This window comes from Ruegeria sp. BJ3 (assembly GCF_056535665.1).
In genome coordinates this window covers 2035616-2054005 of sequence record NZ_JBQFIT010000001.1, presented here as the reverse complement: position 1 = coordinate 2054005, position 18390 = coordinate 2035616, and the positions used below count along the sequence as shown (strand labels likewise).

At 59.1% G+C, this 18390-nt stretch carries 16 protein-coding genes and 1 pseudogene; 5 read left to right on the top strand and 12 right to left on the bottom strand.

Going from position 1 to position 18390, the window contains the following annotated elements; translation table 11 throughout:
• Nucleotide 1: 1 nt before the first annotated feature.
• The 8 genes and pseudogenes from ACR3EL_RS10285 to ACR3EL_RS10250 all read right to left on the bottom strand — a co-directional run.
• Nucleotides 2-913 (bottom strand): annotated as a pseudogene (locus tag ACR3EL_RS10285) (NAD(P)-dependent oxidoreductase); the annotation flags it as partial.
• 116 nt (nt 914-1029) lie between these two features.
• Nucleotides 1030-2034, bottom strand: a complete 1005-nt coding sequence (locus ACR3EL_RS10280) for a Gfo/Idh/MocA family protein (RefSeq protein ID WP_480721481.1) — start codon at nt 2032-2034, stop codon at nt 1030-1032.
• Nucleotides 2031-3533 (bottom strand): UxaA family hydrolase, encoded by a 1503-nt coding sequence (locus tag ACR3EL_RS10275; RefSeq protein WP_480721479.1) that lies wholly within the window; start codon nt 3531-3533, stop codon nt 2031-2033. The genes ACR3EL_RS10280 and ACR3EL_RS10275 overlap by 4 nt, the downstream gene beginning before the upstream one ends.
• Nucleotides 3534-3557: 24 nt before the next feature.
• On the bottom strand, nt 3558-4508 hold the full coding sequence (locus ACR3EL_RS10270) for a phytanoyl-CoA dioxygenase family protein (protein WP_480721477.1): 951 nt from the start codon (nt 4506-4508) through the stop codon (nt 3558-3560).
• A gap of 10 nt (nt 4509-4518) precedes the next feature.
• Nucleotides 4519-6141 (bottom strand): TRAP transporter large permease, encoded by a 1623-nt coding sequence (locus ACR3EL_RS10265; protein WP_170403878.1) that lies wholly within the window; start codon nt 6139-6141, stop codon nt 4519-4521.
• Nucleotides 6141-6983, bottom strand: coding sequence for a TRAP transporter small permease subunit (locus ACR3EL_RS10260; protein WP_254432860.1), 843 nt, complete (start codon nt 6981-6983; stop codon nt 6141-6143). The genes ACR3EL_RS10265 and ACR3EL_RS10260 overlap by 1 nt, the downstream gene beginning before the upstream one ends.
• A gap of 16 nt (nt 6984-6999) precedes the next feature.
• On the bottom strand, nt 7000-8169 hold the full coding sequence (locus tag ACR3EL_RS10255; protein ID WP_170339214.1) for a mandelate racemase/muconate lactonizing enzyme family protein: 1170 nt from the start codon (nt 8167-8169) through the stop codon (nt 7000-7002).
• Between the two features lie 78 nt (nt 8170-8247).
• Entirely contained in the window at nt 8248-9261 is a 1014-nt protein-coding gene (locus ACR3EL_RS10250; RefSeq protein WP_093961716.1) for a TRAP transporter substrate-binding protein, read from the bottom strand.
• Nucleotides 9262-9459: 198 nt separating this feature from the next.
• Here ACR3EL_RS10250 and ACR3EL_RS10245 point away from each other — a divergent pair, with 198 nt between their 5' ends.
• The gene (locus tag ACR3EL_RS10245; protein WP_170368262.1) at nt 9460-10110 is read left to right on the top strand and encodes a GntR family transcriptional regulator; all 651 of its coding nucleotides are present in this window, start codon (nt 9460-9462) and stop codon (nt 10108-10110) included.
• Here ACR3EL_RS10245 and denD read toward each other — a convergent pair.
• Together denD and ACR3EL_RS10235 are read right to left on the bottom strand one after the other, a co-directional pair.
• Nucleotides 10107-11075, bottom strand: a complete 969-nt coding sequence (gene denD / locus ACR3EL_RS10240) for a D-erythronate dehydrogenase (RefSeq protein WP_170368263.1) — start codon at nt 11073-11075, stop codon at nt 10107-10109. The two genes, ACR3EL_RS10245 and denD, sit on opposite strands and share 4 nt — an antisense overlap.
• Nucleotides 11075-11956 (bottom strand): NAD(P)-dependent oxidoreductase, encoded by an 882-nt coding sequence (locus ACR3EL_RS10235; protein ID WP_480721473.1) that lies wholly within the window; start codon nt 11954-11956, stop codon nt 11075-11077. The genes denD and ACR3EL_RS10235 overlap by 1 nt, the downstream gene beginning before the upstream one ends.
• A 194-nt stretch (nt 11957-12150) precedes the next feature.
• Between ACR3EL_RS10235 and ACR3EL_RS10230 the strand changes: the two genes are divergently transcribed.
• Genes ACR3EL_RS10230 through ACR3EL_RS10215 form a run of 4 tightly spaced genes read left to right on the top strand, consistent with a single transcriptional unit; the run spans nt 12151 to nt 16478 of the window.
• Nucleotides 12151-12909, top strand: a complete 759-nt coding sequence (locus ACR3EL_RS10230; protein ID WP_093961720.1) for an SDR family oxidoreductase — start codon at nt 12151-12153, stop codon at nt 12907-12909.
• Nucleotides 12906-14702 carry an IlvD/Edd family dehydratase gene (locus tag ACR3EL_RS10225; RefSeq protein ID WP_480721471.1) on the top strand — a complete coding sequence of 599 codons (1797 nt, stop codon included), beginning with the start codon at nt 12906-12908 and terminating at the stop codon, nt 14700-14702. Before ACR3EL_RS10230 ends, ACR3EL_RS10225 begins: the two co-directional genes overlap by 4 nt.
• Nucleotides 14703-14713: 11 nt before the next feature.
• On the top strand, nt 14714-15562 hold the full coding sequence (locus tag ACR3EL_RS10220) for a fumarylacetoacetate hydrolase family protein (protein ID WP_480721468.1): 849 nt from the start codon (nt 14714-14716) through the stop codon (nt 15560-15562).
• Nucleotides 15555-16478: a 2-hydroxyacid dehydrogenase gene (locus tag ACR3EL_RS10215; protein WP_480721466.1), complete on the top strand. Its 924-nt coding sequence runs from the start codon at nt 15555-15557 to the stop codon at nt 16476-16478. The genes ACR3EL_RS10220 and ACR3EL_RS10215 overlap by 8 nt, the downstream gene beginning before the upstream one ends.
• A 17-nt stretch (nt 16479-16495) precedes the next feature.
• Here ACR3EL_RS10215 and ACR3EL_RS10210 read toward each other — a convergent pair whose 3' ends face one another.
• Both ACR3EL_RS10210 and ACR3EL_RS10205 read right to left on the bottom strand, forming a co-directional pair.
• Nucleotides 16496-17497 carry a HupE/UreJ family protein gene (locus ACR3EL_RS10210; RefSeq protein WP_367646641.1) on the bottom strand — a complete coding sequence of 334 codons (1002 nt, stop codon included), beginning with the start codon at nt 17495-17497 and terminating at the stop codon, nt 16496-16498.
• Nucleotides 17494-18324 (bottom strand): peptidyl-prolyl cis-trans isomerase, encoded by an 831-nt coding sequence (locus tag ACR3EL_RS10205; protein ID WP_170339199.1) that lies wholly within the window; start codon nt 18322-18324, stop codon nt 17494-17496. Before ACR3EL_RS10205 ends, ACR3EL_RS10210 begins: the two co-directional genes overlap by 4 nt.
• Between the last annotated feature and the right edge of the window lie 66 nt (nt 18325-18390).

Here is an 18390-nt window from a genome sequence, read left to right as displayed (position 1 = left end):
ATCAGGTGTTGAAACGCTTGACGTAGTAGTCAACCATCTGGCTGACCATGTCATCCGCCTGACCGTGGTCGCGCGCGTCGTTCAGCGCGGAAAGCGCGCCCTGCGACATCAGGCTGGTAACGCCGGCCTCGCGCGCCATTCGATCATAATACCCAAGGTCTTTTGCCGCGTTCTTGATGGCAAAGGCCAGCTGGTTTGGATCATTCTCGACACCGTAGGCTTTGACGAAATCCATCATACCGGAATGCAGCGGCCCTGCGGCCATAACGTCATACAGCTGCTTGCGGTCAACGCCGGTGATGTCAGCCATGGCAAAGGCTTCCGCCATCGCGTTCGCGACCGTCATTCCGAAGAAGTTGTTGATCAGCTTGATCGTATGTCCCGATCCGACAGGGCCCAGGTAAAAGACGTTTTCACCCAGATCCTTCAGTGTCGGCTCGGCCTTGTCAAAGGCAGCCTTGTCACCGGACGTCATGATGTTCAGCTTGCCTTCCAGTGCATGCGACGGCGTCCGGCCCAGTGGCGCGTCAAGATAGCTTCCGCCGGCTGCGGCAACCTCCTCGGCCAGGGCGCGTGTGCTGCCCGGAAGCGAGGTGCCAAAGTCGATGACGATCGCCCCGGGCTTCAGTCCCGCGATCACTCCATCAGCACCGCGCATACGGCCTTCGACCTGCTCGGACGTTCCCATGCAAAGCATCACGATGTCGCTGGCCTGAGCCAGTTCCCGGGCGTTTTGCGACTCGCGGGCGCCCCGGTCAATCGCGGCGTCCAGATGTGTGCGGTCGCGGTTTCCCAACACCGTGACAGAGTATCCCTGGTCCAAAAGCCGGCTCACCATGGCTCCGCCCATGAGTCCCAGGCCGATAAACCCGATTGATGGTTTGCTCATTGGTTTCCCTTTCCGTGAATATGTCTGGTTTTCATTCTTGTGTCTGTCGCGGGCGGATTTGCAGTCTGATTGCTCATATTGCCCGAGGAATAGTCATTGGTCTTTTGAATGGTCCGATATTTTGACCTGCCGCGTCTCCGTCAGGCCGGCGCCCGCGCTCGGGCCGTTCGCGCCTTCAGCTCCTGTTCGATGCGTGATGTGACTTCGAGCGTCCGGGCTGCATCCTCGACGTCGATCAAAGGTGGGGCGCCATTGATCACGTCAAGGAAGTGATCCAGTTGCGCCTCCAGCGGTGTGCGTGTCTGGTCCGGTCTTGGAAGTTGGTCTTTTTGGGCCGCAGTGCCCCAATCCTGTCCGCGCCACAGGGTCATGGATGGAAAACTGACGGCGCCCCTGGTTCCCGTGATCCACATCATGTCCTGATGGGTCGTGCCGATGTTCGGATTTTCACCGGTTCCGGCCTCAAATCCCCAAGGGCTGGGCGCGGTGTCGGCAAAGCTGATGGTACCCGTCGCGCCGTTTTCGAATGCGATCGCGACAGCGCCGCTTTCGATCCGATCCGATCCGCGGATCGGCGCGCCGGGCAGGGCGACGACATCCGAGATTTCTCCGATCACAAAGCGCAGGACATCGATGTCGTGCACCAGATTGATCATGACCGGGCTGCCATCAGATGTCCGCCAGTTCTGTTCAAAATAACTCTCGGGTTTACGCATGGCCCATAGCAACGAGATGTTGATGACTTGTCCGATCGTACCTTGCGCGATCACCTCCTTCAGGTGCTGCAAGGTTGTGTGGTACCGCCTATGGTGGCCGACCAGGCTGCGTACATCGGCCTGGCGAACGGCTGTCTTAAGGCGCAGGGCATCATCGATCGATGCGGCAACCGGCTTTTCGATCAGCATATGCCAACCGCGGGATGCGGCCAGAATGCCATGTTCGGCATGCAGGCGGGTCGGCGTTGCAATGATGACACCATCCACTGTGTCCTGCACCTCGTCCATACTGGCAAAACGCGGCGCGTCGATCTGGATTGAGCCATCCGGATCGGCCAACCCGACCAACGTGCAGCCGGGATGCTCAATGACGGCGCGGACGTGGCGGATACCGATCAATCCGCCGCCGGCTACGAGGATCCGTTTCACATCACCGCTCCGATTTGCCAGGGAACGAATTCGTAATCACCCAAGCCATGCGCCTCGGACTTGGTTCGCGCGCCCGAGGCGACTTGGAGCAGCCGTCGGTATATCTCCTGTCCTTTTTCTTCGACGCTGACGCCTTTGGTCAGGATGTCGCCCGCGTCCACGTCCATGTCTTCGGACATGCGCGCCGCCAATTCAGAATTGGTGGCGATTTTTAGCGTCGGCGCCGGTTTGGACCCAAAGGCCGAACCGCGCCCTGTAGTGAAGCACACAAGGTTGCACCCGGCCGCGATCTGCCCGGTCACCGAGGCAGGGTCATATCCGGGGCTGTCCATGAAGGTGAAGCCCTTGGCAGTGATAGGTTCGGCGTATTTGAACACACCGGTCAAAGGGGTGGTTCCGCCCTTCGCCGCTGCCCCCAACGATTTCTCAAGGATGGTCGTCAGCCCCCCTTGCTTGTTGCCGGGGCTGGGGTTGTTGTCCATCGAACCGTGATTGCGGGCGGTATAGTCTTGCCACCAATCTATGAGGCCGATCAGTTTTTCCCCAGTTGCGCGGTCAAGGGCACGGCGGGTCAACAGGTGTTCGGCTCCGTAGATTTCGGGCGTCTCCGCAAGGACACCCGTGCCACCTTGAGCGACCAACAGGTCGCAGGCATGTCCGAGCGCCGGGTTCGCCGTCACACCGGACCAAGCGTCCGATCCACCACATTGCAGCGCAACCATCAGTTCAGACGCCGGGGCTTCTCTGCGCTTTGCCTCATTGGCAATGGGCAGCATCTGGTTGATCTTGCTGATGCCCATTTCCACAGTCCGGCGCAATCCGGCCACGTTCTGGATGTTCATCGTCTGAAAAGTGGGGCTCTGCTTCAGCCCATATGCGTCCAGCAGCCAATCGATCTGGTTCATTTCGCAGCCCAGACCGACCAGCAGAACGGCAGCGTGGTTGGGATGTTTCGCAAACCCCCACATGACCCGTTGAAGAGCTTCGAAACCGTCGCCGGAATCTGCCATTCCGCATCCCGTTCCGTGGACAAAGGCCACCACGCCGTCGACATTCGGATACGCGGCCAGCTTGTCCGGCGTGAAGTGGTTGGCGATCATGCGGGCCGCCGTAGCAGAACAGTTCACGGTGGTCAGAACCGCAATGTAATTGCGCGTGCCGACCCGACCACTGTCCCGGTGGTAGCCCATGAACGTATCAACCGAGGTGGCGGGCCTCATAGGCCTGTGATCTGTCGCAAACTCATAGTCCACGCTGGTGTTGCGGAACTCGACATTGTGGGTGTGCACATGATCGCCGGGGTGGATCGGTTGGGTGGCGTAACCAATGATCTGGGCGTATTTTCTGACCGGATCGCCGGGTGCAAGGGTCGCCGTGGCGACCTTGTGGCCCGATGGGATGCGCGCATTGGTCGTAACACCTTCGACCACACTGCCGGCCTCCAGCAGCCGAGTTGCAACCACCACGCTATCCGTTCGATCTAAACGTACAAAAGTCATAATCAGCTTTCCTGGCGGCTGCAGCTAGGCGCAGAACGGCGAGTCCGATGTCCACCGGTGAATATCTATATGCGGCTGTCCAGACAGCTTTGCTCGCGCCGCCTCCCAATTGGATTTGCAGACACGCCAATCCCGCAGCTCGGTTTCGGGGCGCGATCTGGACCTTGCGATGAAGCTGGGGAAATGGTCTCGACCGGTGGGCTGGCCTGCCGCACTGAAGCGGATGTCGAACGACCAGCGGAACCGGTCCGTTTCGTTGACCAACGACGCATGTGGCGTCAGAGGATGAAACAGGATGACCCCGCCTGCCTTGACGGGCAAGGGCACGGCTCGCTCTTCGTCAATGAATCCGTCGGCAATGCCTGTCTGCGTCCGCGCGCAATGCGGCAGGATGGATTGGTCCTTTGCCTTAGGCAGCACTTGCAGGCAGCCGTTTTCGACCGTCGCATCGTTGACGGCAATCCAGACCGTGACCATGTCGGTCTGGTCCGCATCCTCCAACGCAACTGCCCGGTCCTGATGCCAGTCCGTTGCGGTTATGTGCGCCCGCACCTCGTCCTTGGACAGCTTGAGGGCAGGGGGCTTCAGCCGAACGTGCTGGATCGGATTGCTGACCAACTCTGGCCCGATCAACTGCTCGACGATGTCAAGCATGGGCTGGGCCGTCAGCAAGTCGAACACTGCGGGTCCTATATGGAACGGTGTGTCAGCCATGATCCGGTCGCCGGGCAAAGAGATGTCCAGCGGCTGGAAATAGTCGCAACCGGCCTGATAAGCGGACAGAAGTTTGTCCCAGAATGACATCCCGGATGGTTCGTCCTTGACCAGCCCTTTTTCGTACCAACCGTCAAAGAGCCGGTTCAGGACATCCGAGTATTCGGCTTGCACCCGATCAAGGACGTCACCGGGAATTACATCCTCGACCACGAGGTATCCGTCCGTCTGGAACTTGCCAATCTGATCTTGTGTCAGCATGGGTGCAACCTCACAAAAGCAGCGCGATGATGCCCGGCCAGATCAGAAGAACGGAAAGCGCCAGCAGCTGGATCCCGATGAATGGCAGGAAGCCGCGGAAGATATCCGTCAGGCTGATATGCGGCGGGGCCACCGATTTCAGGTAGAACGCCGCCGGGCCGAACGGGGGCGACAGGAAGCTGACCTGCATGTTCATACAGAACACGACGCCGAACCAGATCGCGACATGGCTGGGCTGCAACTGGCCGATGAGTCCGATTTCCTCGATGGGAAGGCGCAGAACGATCGGTAGAAAGACCGGAATGATCAAAAGCACGATGCCGACCCAATCCATAAACGCGCCCATGAACAGCAGGATCAGCATCATAACCAGAATGACCAGCATCGTCGGCAGGTCCTGCCCAACGATCAGATCGGCCACGTATTGGGGCCCGCCGGCAATGGTGTAGGCACCCGCCAGCGCGGCGGCGCCGATGGTGACCCAGATGATGGTGCCTGTGGATTTGAGCGTTCGCATCAAGCTGTCCCAAACCAGCTCGAACGATCCTTCGCCCCGCAGGATGGCGATGATCAGAACGGCGAAGGCGCCCATGCCTGCTGCCTCGGTGATGCCTGTGATCCCGCCATAGATCGAGCCGAGAACGACGCCGATGACGACCAGCGGCGCGACGAGGCCTTTGCCCATTTCCCACCCGATTTTGGCGCGCTCTCTGCCAAAGACGAAGAAGATCAGCAGAAGGGCGACGATCGTAATACCGGCAAACCAGGGCAGGTAGTCAGCTGTCCCCAATCGCGCGGGCTCGCCTTGGCTGGCAGCGTTCGAGCCGGAAAGCTCGAAAAACGCGGCCCGGATAAACAGAACGGTGGAAAATCCGGCGACGACGATGCTCATGAAGGCGGCAAACAGTTTGCGCTTTTCAGCCGGTTCGGGGTCGCTCGGGTCCGGTTCCGGAAGCGGCGCGTGGTGAGGATTCAACTGCGTGCGGATGATAATGTACAGGATGATCATCGAGGCCAGCATGAAACCCGGGATGAAGGACGCGGTGAACAGCGACTTGATCGAGGTTTCGGTGATCAGCCCATAGATGATCAGAACGATCGAGGGCGGGATCATGGTCCCCAGCGACCCCGAGGCGCAGATGACGCCGATCGCGAGGTTCTGATCGTAGCCGAGGCGCAGCATCTGGGGCAGGGCGATCAGACCCAGCAGGACAACCTCACCACCGATGATGCCGGACATGGCCGCCATGATCACCGCCATGATCGAGGTCACGATGGCGATGCCGCCGCGCGTTCTGGACAGCCAGACATTCAGCGACGAATACATGTCGCGCGCGATCCCGGATCGCTCCAGCAGCGATGCCATGAAGATGAACAATGGCACGGATATGAGCACGTAGTCCGTTAAGAGCCCATATATCTTCTGCGCCAGAATATAGAGTGGCCCAGTCCCCGGGCGTCCGGTCAGAATGCCATCGCCGAATGAAAACGGGTTCAAAAGAAGTGTCGGCTCGAACTTCAGAACAAGAACCAGAACCGCAAGCGAGGCCGAGGCCAGACCCAGGGGCATCCCGATCGCCAGAAGCACGATCAGGGCGACCATCAGGATGAGTGAGATCGTTCCAATATCCATCAGTCTTGTCCCACCGCTCGTTTGATCATTTCAATTTCGTCTTCGTCCGGTTCATCCGTGTGGATTTCCGGTTCTTTGTTCCAATCCGCGATCAGGTTCAGAACGGCCTGCATGGCGACCAGAGTGATCACGATCAGGACCATGGGTTGCAACGTCGCCGGGATCGGCGGGTTGAAGGCCGAGCCGTAAAGCTCCCATTTATAGAGTTTGTTGACGAAGACCTGCTGATAGCTGCCGTAGACCAGAAAGAACGCGAACATCACGATCAGGATGGTCGAGATCGTGTCGAACACGCGCTGCAACCAGCGAGGAACCGCATCATACAGCAGAAAGATCCGGATATGGCTGCGTTGCTGCATGGCATAGTAGCCGGACATCAGGAACACGAAGCTGGCGAACCACAGGGTCATCTCGTTGGCCCACTCAGTCGGCTTCTCGAGGATATAGCGCATGAAGACTTCGTACAGCATCACCACCGTCATGATGGCGATCATCATCATCGTGACCCGACCGATGAACAGGGCGAAGCGGTCCATCGCAGTCGTGCCCTCGTATTCCATCGCGGCCGGCTGGACGGTCTTGGTTCCGATCACCGCAAGGATCGGCAGCAGTATCAGCGCGCCGATATCGACAATGTCGACAAATCCGCCGAAAACCCCGGCCATTTCGGGCGTCACGTCGCTGCGCAGATAGATTTCCGTTACCTGGCTTTTCAGAGATTCGGACGTGTACGGCAGCCAGTCCAACAGGAAGGCCGGCAAATGCCAGACGAGCCAACTGGCCGTTGCGACGAAGGCGAGCGGGATGAGCCACTCCAGTATTCCGCCTGAGTTTTTTTGCATCACGTAGCCCTCGTCCTTATCCGTCGATCCGGTGGTGATCGATAAATTCCAGGTCCGGCTCGACGCCCAATCCGGGGCCGGTCGGGATCGTCACGCGGCCGTTGTTGGCCTTGACTTGTTTCTGAATCTCTAGCGGAACGGTCAGCAGATCGTCGCGGAATTTGTTGTCCGTGGTGTCGAATTCCAACATCGGTTCCCACGGGTGCAGCCCGCCCGGCATTGCCGGCATTGACGCCAGCAGATGCAGGTTGGTGGCCACAGCAACCGCACTTCCCCAGACGTGATTGACGACCGGGGTGAAATGCGCGTGGCACAGCGCAAGTACCCGCAGATACTCCGAGATTCCGCCCAACGCGCATACTTCGGGCTGAGCGATATCGACACTGCGGTTTTCGAGAAGCGCGCGCCACGCCCAGCGATTGAAGACAGCCTCGCCGCCGGAGATATTGATCTTCAGCCCCGCGCGCAGTTCGCGATAGCCGTCAAGATCCTCAGGGGCCACCGGTTCTTCAAACCAATAGGCGCCAAGCTCTTCCAAGGCACGGCCCACATAAAACGCGTCCGAGGTCGTGTAGGCATGATTCGCGTCGACCATGAAGGGGAAGTCTTCGCCAACCCTGCGACGCACCGCCTCGCAGAGCTGTACGTCCGGTTTGGGTCCGAACCCGGTTTTCATCTTGGTGGCGACAAACCCTATGTCCTTGATCGTTACGGCTTCGTCCTCGAACCGGGCGGCAAGGTCGGCAATCGGCTCATCCCGCAGCATCATTCCGTAGCCGTAGCAGGGAACGCTTGTCCGATGTGCGCCGCCAATGAGTTTGTGCAGCGGCAAACCGGCCACCTTGCCGACGATGTCCCACAGGGCGATGTCCACGCCGGACAGCGCCTGTATCGGCATTCCGCCTTGCCCATGATCTCGCAGAAGGTTGTACACCTTGTGCCAGATCACGTCCTTGTCCAAAGGGTCCAGCCCCAGAACCATCGGCTGAATGACCTGTTCAACGATGGATTTGTTGGCTCTTGCTACGTTGCCGGGGCCAAAACACTCTCCCCAGCCGGTCACGCCCTCGTCGGTTTGAACCTCGACCAGATGGGTTGTGCGCTTGTCATAATACTGCTGCGAATACCCCAGGACTTCGGGCATCTCGTACTGCAGTACATGGCTGGTGATCTTGGTGATTTTCATGAAATGCAGGGTCCCGGGCACATTCGGAGAGGCCGTCAGCACGGCCTTTCCGATTGTCGTTGAGTGGCCGAAGCCCGATTATTGCATTGCGCCCAGATCGCGCAGGAAGTTGATGTGGCTTTCCAACAGCGCCTTGGCCTCTGGGGTCGTGGCGAACTCGGTCCACCCGACCTGAACGGCTGCGCGGTAGGCGGCCAGATCTTCCGGCGACCATTCATACAGCTGAACGCCTTTGGCCTTCAGGTCCTTGGCGGTCTGAGCGTTCTGCACTTCGTTGATCGTCGCATTGTGCAGCGCCAGGCTGTCCATCGCGACTTCCATGATCTTTTTGTGATGTGCAGGCATCGCGTCCCAAACGTCCTTGCGGCAGGCCAGGTGGTCTGCGGGCATCGAGTGGAAGCCAGGATAGTTCGTGTGACCGGCGATTTCGTACAGACCCAGACCCACGTTGTTGGTCAGGTTCGCAGCATCCGCGCCGTCGATGATGCCGGTTTCCAGAGCGGTGAAGATTTCGTTAAAGTCCATAACGATCGGCGATGCGCCCAGTTCGGCAAAGACCTTGGTGGCCAGGCCCGGGGGCGAACGGAATTTCCAGTCTTTGAAGTCATCGACCTTGGCGATCGGCTTGGTCGAGGCCAGAGATTCCGGTCCTGGGATCCACCAGCCGATGAATTCCATGTCGTAGCCGTTGTACAGGTCATTGACCGCATCTCTGCCGCCACCGTGCAGCAGCCATGCCATTTGCTGATAGGGGTTCTGGTAACCGCCCAGCAGATCGCCCGCGAACTGGAAGGCCGGGTTCTTACCGGTCTGATAGCCGCCGCCGGTCATGTCGCAGTCGAGGATGCCCGTTGCCGCGGCATCGAAGGTTTCGACCGATTTGACCACCGAGGACGAGTAGAACATCTCGACTTCGATCTCGCCGTTCGACATTTCCTGGATGTCTTCGACGTATTTTGCCGCCATCTGCCCGGACAGCGTCTCGGGCGAGAAATGGGTTTGAATTCTCAGTTTGGTCGTTTCGGCCACCGCGAAACCGGCCGCCATCGTCGTTGCTACGGCGGCAACAGCCGCTGTCTTGACTATTTTCATATTGTCCTCCCAGACGTTGAGCAGTGCGCCGGGTAGGAGATCTTGCCGCCTCCCTTGTCGACACGCTGCTAGACGTTAAGCGGTCGAATCGAATGCAACAAGAAAAATATGAAATTTCCAAAAATTTCGAGATTCTTGCAATAAGTCGAAAATATGACTAGGACACTAAGGGGCCAGACCTGAAAGGTTCAAACCGGAATGAATGAAGAAGTAGATATTTATCAGCACCTTAAAATGCGTCTAATCTCGAACGGATTCGATCATGGTGCCAAGGTTCGGGCCGAAGAGTTGCGCAAGGACTATGGGTGCTCGGCCAGCACGGTTCGCGAAGTTCTTTTTCGTTTGTCATCTGTGGGGTTGGTGGACTTTCAGGAGCAGAAGGGCTTTCGCGTCCCGAAGCGTTCGCCGCAAAAACTGATCGAGCTGACCCACATCCGCGTTTTGCTGGAGGGAGAAGGCACCGCAATGTCGATCCGCAACGGCGGGGTGGATTGGGAAGCCAGGTTGACCGCGGCGCATCACAAGCTGAGCCATATCGAAAAGCGCATTCATGCCACCGACGACCCCAGCGAGCTGATCGAGATCTGGTTTGCGTCGGAAAAGGAATTCCATCAAACGCTGATCTCGGCCTGTGGGTCGGACACGTTGAAGCAGATGCACGGCCGAATTTACGCGCAGTTCCGGCAGCAATTGATGGTGGCAGACCGGCGGTTCGAGTTCATCTCCGAGAACATCCGGCATCACGCCGACATCCTCGAGGCCGCATTGTCCGGCGATGAGCAACAGACCAAGCAGAAGATTCATGACCACCTCAAGCGCCATCTGACAGGCAAGACGATGGGCGACTAAGCGCGGAAGTCATCCTCAAGATAAACGCGGATGATGTCTTCAAAGCTCGACTCTGCGCGGAAGCCCAGCTCAAACGCGCGGTCGGTTTGAAAATCGCGTGGCCAGCCTTTGACAATGCGCTCTATGTCCGGGTCGGGAACATGCTTGATCAGGTTGACCGCGTCTTGACCGGCGATGGTCCGCAAAGCTTCGATCTGTTCGGCGACCGTACAACTGATGCCTGGCATGTTCAGGGCGCGCCGGTCGTTCAGCAGTTTCGTATCAAGATCGGCCGCGTGGGTCAGAAATCGTGCCGCTGCCCGAGGGCTGGCGTGCCAGTGGCGAACGGTGTCGTCAACCGGCAGAACCGCCTCGAGCCCGTTCAGGGGCTCTCGAATGATACCCGAAAAGAAGGAGGAAGCGGCGGCATTTGCCTTGCCGGGCCGCACGCACAGCGTCGGCAGCCGCAGGGAGATGCCGTCGATGTATCCTTTTCGACTGAAGTCGGAAATCATCAACTCGGACGCAGCCTTCTGCGCCCCGTAGCTGGTCAGAGGGGCGCAGAGGAATTCATCGTCGATCCGTTCGGGGAAAGGAGCGCCAAAGACGGCTATGGACGAAGCGAAGACCAGCCGCGGGCGGTAGGCGCCGCTGGTGGCGTTATGCTCGTCCCTCAATGCGTTCAGCAGCGCCCAGGTCGTCATCAGGTTGACGTCCCAACCGAGGTCAAAGTCAGCTTCTGCCTGACCTGAGACAATCGCGGCCAGATGAAAGATCACGTCAGGGCGCTGAGCGGCCAGAAGCTTGGCCGAGTTCGGGGCCGCGATGTCGCCAACGGTAATTTCGCCGGGTGCACCCTCGACCGGAAATGAAAGGTCGAACAATGATACACGGGCGTCCGGGCTAAAGGTCTGCTCGGCCGAAATGTGATGCGCCAGCTTCTGACCCAGCATTCCACCGCCGCCGATGATGAGGATATGCGTCACTACATGCCATTCCGTTTTCTGAGCTCGAGGTAGAGCGCAGAGTGATCCAGCTCGGCCCCATCCATTTCGTTTATCAGGTATTCGAACCGGTCGCGTACGGCTTGCGTATTGGGCAGTTCCAGGCCGAGACCGCGTGCCTCATCCAAGGTGTTGTCCAGATCCTTCAGCTGAAACTTCGAGAGCCCGCCGGGAACGAAATCCCGGTTGGACATGCGTTCTCCGTGCTGTTGCAGGATCACGTTGTCGGCAAACCCACCGCGCAGCGCGGCGCGCAAAGCAGCCGGGTCTGCGCCACCTTGTTCGGCCAGCAGGGTTGCCTCGGCAACGGCGGAAATCGTGACGGCAACGATCGTCTGATTGGCCAGTTTGCACAATTGACCGGCGCCGCTGGGGCCGACATGCACAGGCCGCCCCATGGCGGAGAGGATTGGCAGTACCTCCAGCATGACCTTCTCGTCGCCGCCCACCATGATCGCCAGCGAGCCCGCCTCGGCCCCCTTGGTGCCACCGGAGACCGGGGCATCCAGATGCCGCAGGCCGAGGGTTTCGAGTTGGGCCGACTGCGCGCGGGCATGTTCAGGCTTGGCGCTGGACATGTCGATCCAGACGGCACCAGGTTTCAGCTGGTCGTAAAAGGAAGGGTCTTCCAGCAGCGCGCCGGTTGCGTATCCGTCGGCCAGCATGGTCACGATCACATCGGCTTGGGCAACCGCGTGGGCCGGGGTGTCCGCAACCGTGGCACCTTGGTCCGCCAATGGTCGTGCCTTTTCGGCGCTGCGGTTCCAAACGGTCAGGGGAAAGCCTGCCGCAAGCAGGTTTCGTGCCATCGGCGCCCCCATTAGGCCGGTGCCCAAAAGGGTCACTTTGCGCTGTTCGCTCATACTTGCTTATCCTCCTTCGGGCCGCACCACGCATGGTTATAGCCAAACCAAAATCTCTGTCATACGCTAACGGCATCAAGTTCCTGCGCCAAAGCCTGTTGCGTTTCCACGCAGAATTTTTTGGTGCTGCCCGGTCGCACTCGGGCCCGGGGTCGTTGTGTTTGGTCGCAAGTAGTGAAAGGTAAATTTTACATATGTCAGAAAGACTTGTGGGGAAGCGCGTCCTTGTGACGGCCGCCGGACAGGGTATCGGGCGTGCCAGCGCAATCGCAATGGCGCGCGAAGGGGCGCAGGTGTTTGCGACGGATATCAACCTCGAAAACCTTTCTTCGATTCGGTCCGAGAATCTCGAAAATATCGAAATTTTCGAGATGAACGTCACCGATGACACCAGCGTCGCTCAGGGGGTTGAGCGGGCAAATCCGGACGTGTTGTTCAACTGTGCGGGCTTCGTGCATCACGGGACCATCCTGGACGCCACCGATGAGGAGTGGGATTTTGCGATGGACCTCAACGTGCGGTCCATGATGCGCACAACGAAGGCTGTGCTGCCGGGGATGGTCGAACGGGGCGGCGGCTCGATCATCAACATGTCTTCCGCTCTGGGGTCGATCATCGGCGCGCCCAACCGCTTTGTCTATGGTGTGACCAAAGCAGCGGTCGTGGGGCTGACGAAATCGGTTGCGGTTGATTTCATCACAAAGGGCATTCGCTGCAACTGCATCTGCCCCGGAACGGTCGACAGCCCCAGTTGGCGCGATCGGGTCGAGGCCTTGGCCCAAGAGCTGGGCAGCAGGGAAGAGGCCATGGCGCAGTTCGTGGCTCGCCAACCCATGGGCCGCGTCGCCAAGGCGGAAGAAATAGCGGCACTGGTCGTCTACCTGGCAAGCGATGAGAGTGCTTTCACCACAGGACATACACACATAATCGATGGGGGGTGGTCAGGCCAATGACGAAGATAACAAAGGACGATCTGCGGTCGCGGAAATGGTTCATGAACTCGGAGAACCTCGAGATGACCGCGCTGTATCTGGAACGGTATCTCAACTACGGCCTGACCCGCGCCGAGCTTCAATCCGGCAAGCCAATCATCGGCATTGCGCAAACGGGTAGCGATCTCAGCCCGTGCAACCGCCACCACCTGGAATTGTCCAAACGTGTGCGCGACGGGATCATCGCGGCCGGTGGCACGTGCATCGAAATTCCGGTGCACCCGATTCAGGAAACAGGTAAGCGGCCGACTGCCTCGCTGGATCGCAATCTGGCCTATCTTTCGCTGGTCGAGAGCTTGTTTGGATACCCGATCGACGGCGTGGTGCTGAACATCGGTTGCGACAAGACCACGCCGGCGCTGTTGATGGCGGCCGCCACCGTCAATATCCCGGCAATCGCTCTGTCAGTCGGCCCGATGTTGAACGGCTGGTGGAAGGGCGAGCGCGCAGGGTCGGGAACTGTGATCTGGAAGGCTCGGGAAGACCTGGCCGCCGGTGAAATCGACACTGATGAGTTCATGGAAATCGCAGCGGCTTCGGCGCCCTCGGTTGGCTATTGCAACACGATGGGAACTGCGACCACGATGAATTCGCTGGCCGAAGCCTTGGGAATGCAACTGCCCGGGTCCGCCGCGATACCGGCCCCGTACCGGGAACGCGGACAGATCAGCTATGAAACCGGAAAGCGCATCGTCGAGATGGTGTGGGAGGATCTGCGCCCAAGCGATGTCATGACACGGGCGGCATTTGAAAATGCGATCGTCATCAACTCGGCGATCGGTGGATCGACGAACGCGCCGATCCATTTGAATGCGATCGCCCGGCACCTTGGCGTTCCTCTCAACAACGATGACTGGCAAAGCCTGGGTCACGACGTGCCGCTGCTGGTCAACATGCAGCCGGCCGGGAAATACCTAGGAGAGGACTACCAGCGCGCCGGCGGTGTCCCTGCCGTGGTCGGTGAGTTGATTGATGCCGGATTGCTACCCAACCCCGATGCACTGACGGTCAACGGCCAGTCGATGGGCGAGAACTGCGGGACACGCCGGTCGCTGAACGACGACGTGATCAAGCCGGTTAGGAATCCGGTCAAGCATCAGGCCGGGTTCATCAACCTTTCGGGCAACCTGTTCGAAAGCGCGATCATGAAGACATCGGTGATCTCGTCCGCTTTCCGCGATGCCTACCTGTCGAACCCGGATGACCCCAATGCATTCGAGGGCCGAGCGGTCGTGTTTGACGGGCCTGAAGACTTTCATCACCGCATCGATGATCCGGCAGAAAACATCGACGCAGACTGTATCCTGATCATGCGCGGCGCAGGGCCCAAAGGTTACCCGGGCGCGGCCGAGGTAGTGAACATGCGGCCGCCCTCATACCTGTTGAAACAGGGGATCGAAACGCTGCCCTGCATCGGTGATGGGCGCCAGTCCGGCACTTCCGGAAGCCCGTCGATCCTGAACGCCTCGCCCGAGGCGGCCGAAGGCGGCGGGCTGGCGCTGGTGCGAAACGGCGACCGGCTGCGCATCGATCTGGGCAAAGGGACAGCGGATATGCTTGTTCCGCTGGAGGAGTTGCATGAACGTGCCCGCGAACTGGAAGCCGCAGGTGGCTACTCGGTCCCGCCCGACCAGTCACCCTGGCAGGAGATCTTCCGCGAGAAGGTCGATCGTCTGGATCGCGGCATGACGCTGAAGGGCGCCGACAAATTCAGGGACATCGCGCGGCAATTCCTGCCGCGGGACAATCACTAAAAGGAACCGAAATGAAACTTGTTCGCTACGGAGCCGCAGGGTCGGAAAAGCCTGCGTTGGTCGACTCTGCGGGTCAATTGCGGGATTTGTCCGCCCATGTCACCGATATCACCGGTGAATTGCTGGGCGACGCAGTGCTGGACAGGCTGCGCGCAATTGATCCCGAAAGCCTACCGATTGTTGAAGGGGATCCGCGGATCGGAGCTTGCGTCGGCAAGATCGGAAAGTTTCTGTGCATCGGACTGAACTACTCGGACCATGCTGCCGAAACGGGCGCGGATATTCCCAAGCATCCGATCCTGTTCTTCAAGGCAAATTCCGCCATCGTGGGGCCTTATGATGACGTTGTGATGCCGCGCGGGTCCACCCATACCGATTGGGAATGCGAGTTGGGTGTGGTGATCGGCAAAACGGCGAAATACGTCTCCAAGGCTGATGCTTTGGACTATGTCGCCGGTTATTGCATCGTCAATGATGTGTCCGAGCGGCATTTCCAGACGCAACTGACCGGACAATGGACCAAGGGAAAGTCCTGCGACACGTTCGGTCCGACCGGTCCGTGGTTGGTCACCCGCGATGAGGTTCCCGATCCTCAGGCGCTGGGCATGGCCCTGGATGTGAACGGACAGCGGATGCAGACTGGAAACACGGCGACGATGATTTTTACCGTTGCCGAGATTATCGAACATCTGAGCCAGTTGTTTACCCTTCATCCCGGTGACGTGATTTCGACGGGCACACCGCCCGGAGTTGGCATGGGTATCAAGCCCAATCCGGTCTATTTGAAGAAGGGCGACGTGATGGAACTGAGGATCGACGGGCTGGGCACGCAGCGGCAGAAGGTCAGTCAGGATGACTGAGCTGTTGCAGATCGGCGGGATTACCGACCGGATGAAAGATCGGCTGTCCACCGCATTTGATATTCGCCAATTGGACGATTTTGATGCCGCGCGCATCACGCATGTGGTCACGAACGGACATGACGGCGTGCCGCCCGACCTGATGGCCCAACTGACAAATCTGAAGATGATCAGCGTCTATGGGGTGGGATATGATGCAGTCGATGCAACGGCTGCTGCAGCCCGCGGAGTTGTCGTAACGCACACCCCGAATGTGCTGAACAACGAGGTCGCAACCACCGCCGTTCTGCTTATGCTGGCCTGCTACCGAGAGCTTGTGCGCGACCATGAATACGTCCGATCGGGCCGGTGGGAATCAGAAGGCAATGCCCCTTTGACCCGATCAGCCGACAATCAAAAGGTTGGAATTCTGGGGCTTGGCCGTATCGGCCAGGCGATTGCTGACAAACTGGGGCCGTGGTCGCCCGAAATCTCCTATCACACCCGCAGTCCCAAGGATGTGCCATACCGATATTTCGACAATCTGGTCGACATGGCCAAACACGTGGATGTGCTGATTTGCATAACGCCGGGCGGGCCGTCGACCAACAAGCTGGTCAATGCCGAAGTGATGCGGGCGTTGGGGGCCGGGGGCACGCTGATCAATGTCAGCCGAGGATCTGTTGTTGACGAGGCGGCTCTGATTGAGGCGCTGCAAAGCGGTGCGCTTGGCTGGGCAGGGCTGGATGTTTTTGAGGACGAGCCCCGCGTTCCACAGGCGTTGCGCGAGTTGCCAAACGTGGTTCTGTTGCCGCATGCGGGCAGTGCTACTGTCGAAACGCGTGCCGCTATGGGTGATCTGACGGTGGACAATCTGTTGCAGCATCTCAAGGACGGATCGGTTCTGACCGCCGTGCCGGAATGCAAAGATCTGTGAATTGACCGCTTAGGCGCTCAGAACCCGTTGACCCGCTCGATCAGCCAATAGAGCGATATGCACCCGATGGCATAGCCTGTCACCGGGGTGGCCAAGTGGGTCACCCAATCGGCGTTCCGTGGCGCGATAAGGCGCCACATCGCAATCAGAAGTGCGAGCACTGCGATAAAGGCAAGCTGACCAGCCTCGACGCCGATGTTGAAAGCCAGCAGTGCTGCGGGGATCTCTTGCGAGGGCAGGCCGATTTCAGCCAGAGCACCGGCAAAGCCGAGCCCGTGCAGAAGGCCGAAACTGAAGCAAACGATCCACGGGTATTGCTCGGATAACCGCAGTTCGCCCTCTTTGTGCCTCAGGATTTCCAAAGCAAGGAATACGATGGACAATGCAATGACGGCTTCGACGGGGCCGGCGGGCACGTTGAGAAACCCAAGCGTCGCCATTGCCAGCGTCAGCGAATGCGCGACTGTGAAGGCGGTGATCGCACCGACCAACCGCCATGGGTTCCGCACCAGAACAAAAAGCGCAAAGACGAACAACAGGTGGTCCCAGCCTCCCAGAATGTGTTCGAAACCAAGCAGGAAGTAGCTGCCAAAAACCGACCAGATCGTAGGCTCCGCAGGGACCGTCAATTCGGCCTCATCAGGCGTAAATCTGAGCGTCACGGGTTCAGCATTCAGCGGTCGAACGCGTAGCAAGACATCGTTCTGCTGACGCTCCAACCCGTCTATGGCCACAACATGGCCCGCGATTTCGGCCTCACATTCTGCAATCCAAGAAGACACCCAAGCCTGGTTTTCCGCTGTTGGCTCCGGGCCATTTGCCGGCGCGCAATGGTCGGGCAGAACCGCATCGATCTCCATGGGTTGTCCGTTCACGTCGGGAATACGCCAAAGGATTCTCCAGGTGCCCGGCGCCAGTTCGTTCAGGTCCAGATAGCCGGGGTCAAGCGCGTGTGCTCGACCGAATTGCGGAACCATGCCCAGCCAGAAAGCCAGCAGAACAAAGAAGAGCGTCTTCACGAGCCGCCCTCTGCGGATTCGGGTGTCTCGACCCGGTACCGGGCGGCGAGGCTTTCGTATTGAGCCTGCGCCAGGTCCTGAGCCGTCGCCCTGCGCCAATCGTTCAGAACGGAGTCGTAGATCTCGGCGAGCGGCGGAAGATAACCGGGCTTTGCTTCGGTCACGCGGACAAGATGTTGCCCGTATCCCGAGTTGATCGGACCGATCCAAATCATCGGCTCGCTCCCGTCAAGCTGTGACGCAAACCCACGACCAAAGGTTGTGTCGATTGCACCCGCGGCTGTCAGTGGCATCGACCGCGCCAGCAAGGACGAAACGCCAAGGCTGGACCAATCCGCGCCACCGTTCAGCGCCTGCAGAGTATCGTCGACGACGTCCGGGTCTGGGGCATCACCCAGATAGATCTGATCAAACGCGATCAGGGTAGGGGTCGTGAAGCGGTCTGCGTTCTGGGCCAGATGCTCTTCTAAAACAGCCTCCTCGGGGGCGACCGAGGACGCAATTGCGGTAGTCAGAAACTCCATTTTTCGGGCAAGGCGGGCCCGGATCACCTGATCACCACGGTCCAAACCCAGCTTTCGGGCCTCGCGCACAAGAATTTCTTCGCGGGTCCAGGAATCGATCAGCGCCTGCAACTCGGCGTCGGTGGGTTGGCGTTTCCAGCTGGCCTCGAACCGTGTTTTCAAAAGCGCGATGTCGTCGCTGTCAATTGTGATCGTTTCGGCTTCTACTGGGGGCTCGGTCTCGTCGGATACAAGATAGAACCAGCCGAAAATGGCCAGCCCGATCAGAATGAAGTGGAACAGCGGTTCTTTGTAAAAGCGCATGAAAGATCTGACCTGCTGGCAATTCGATACCCGATCGTTGATCCCAACGGCCCGTCATGTCAAATC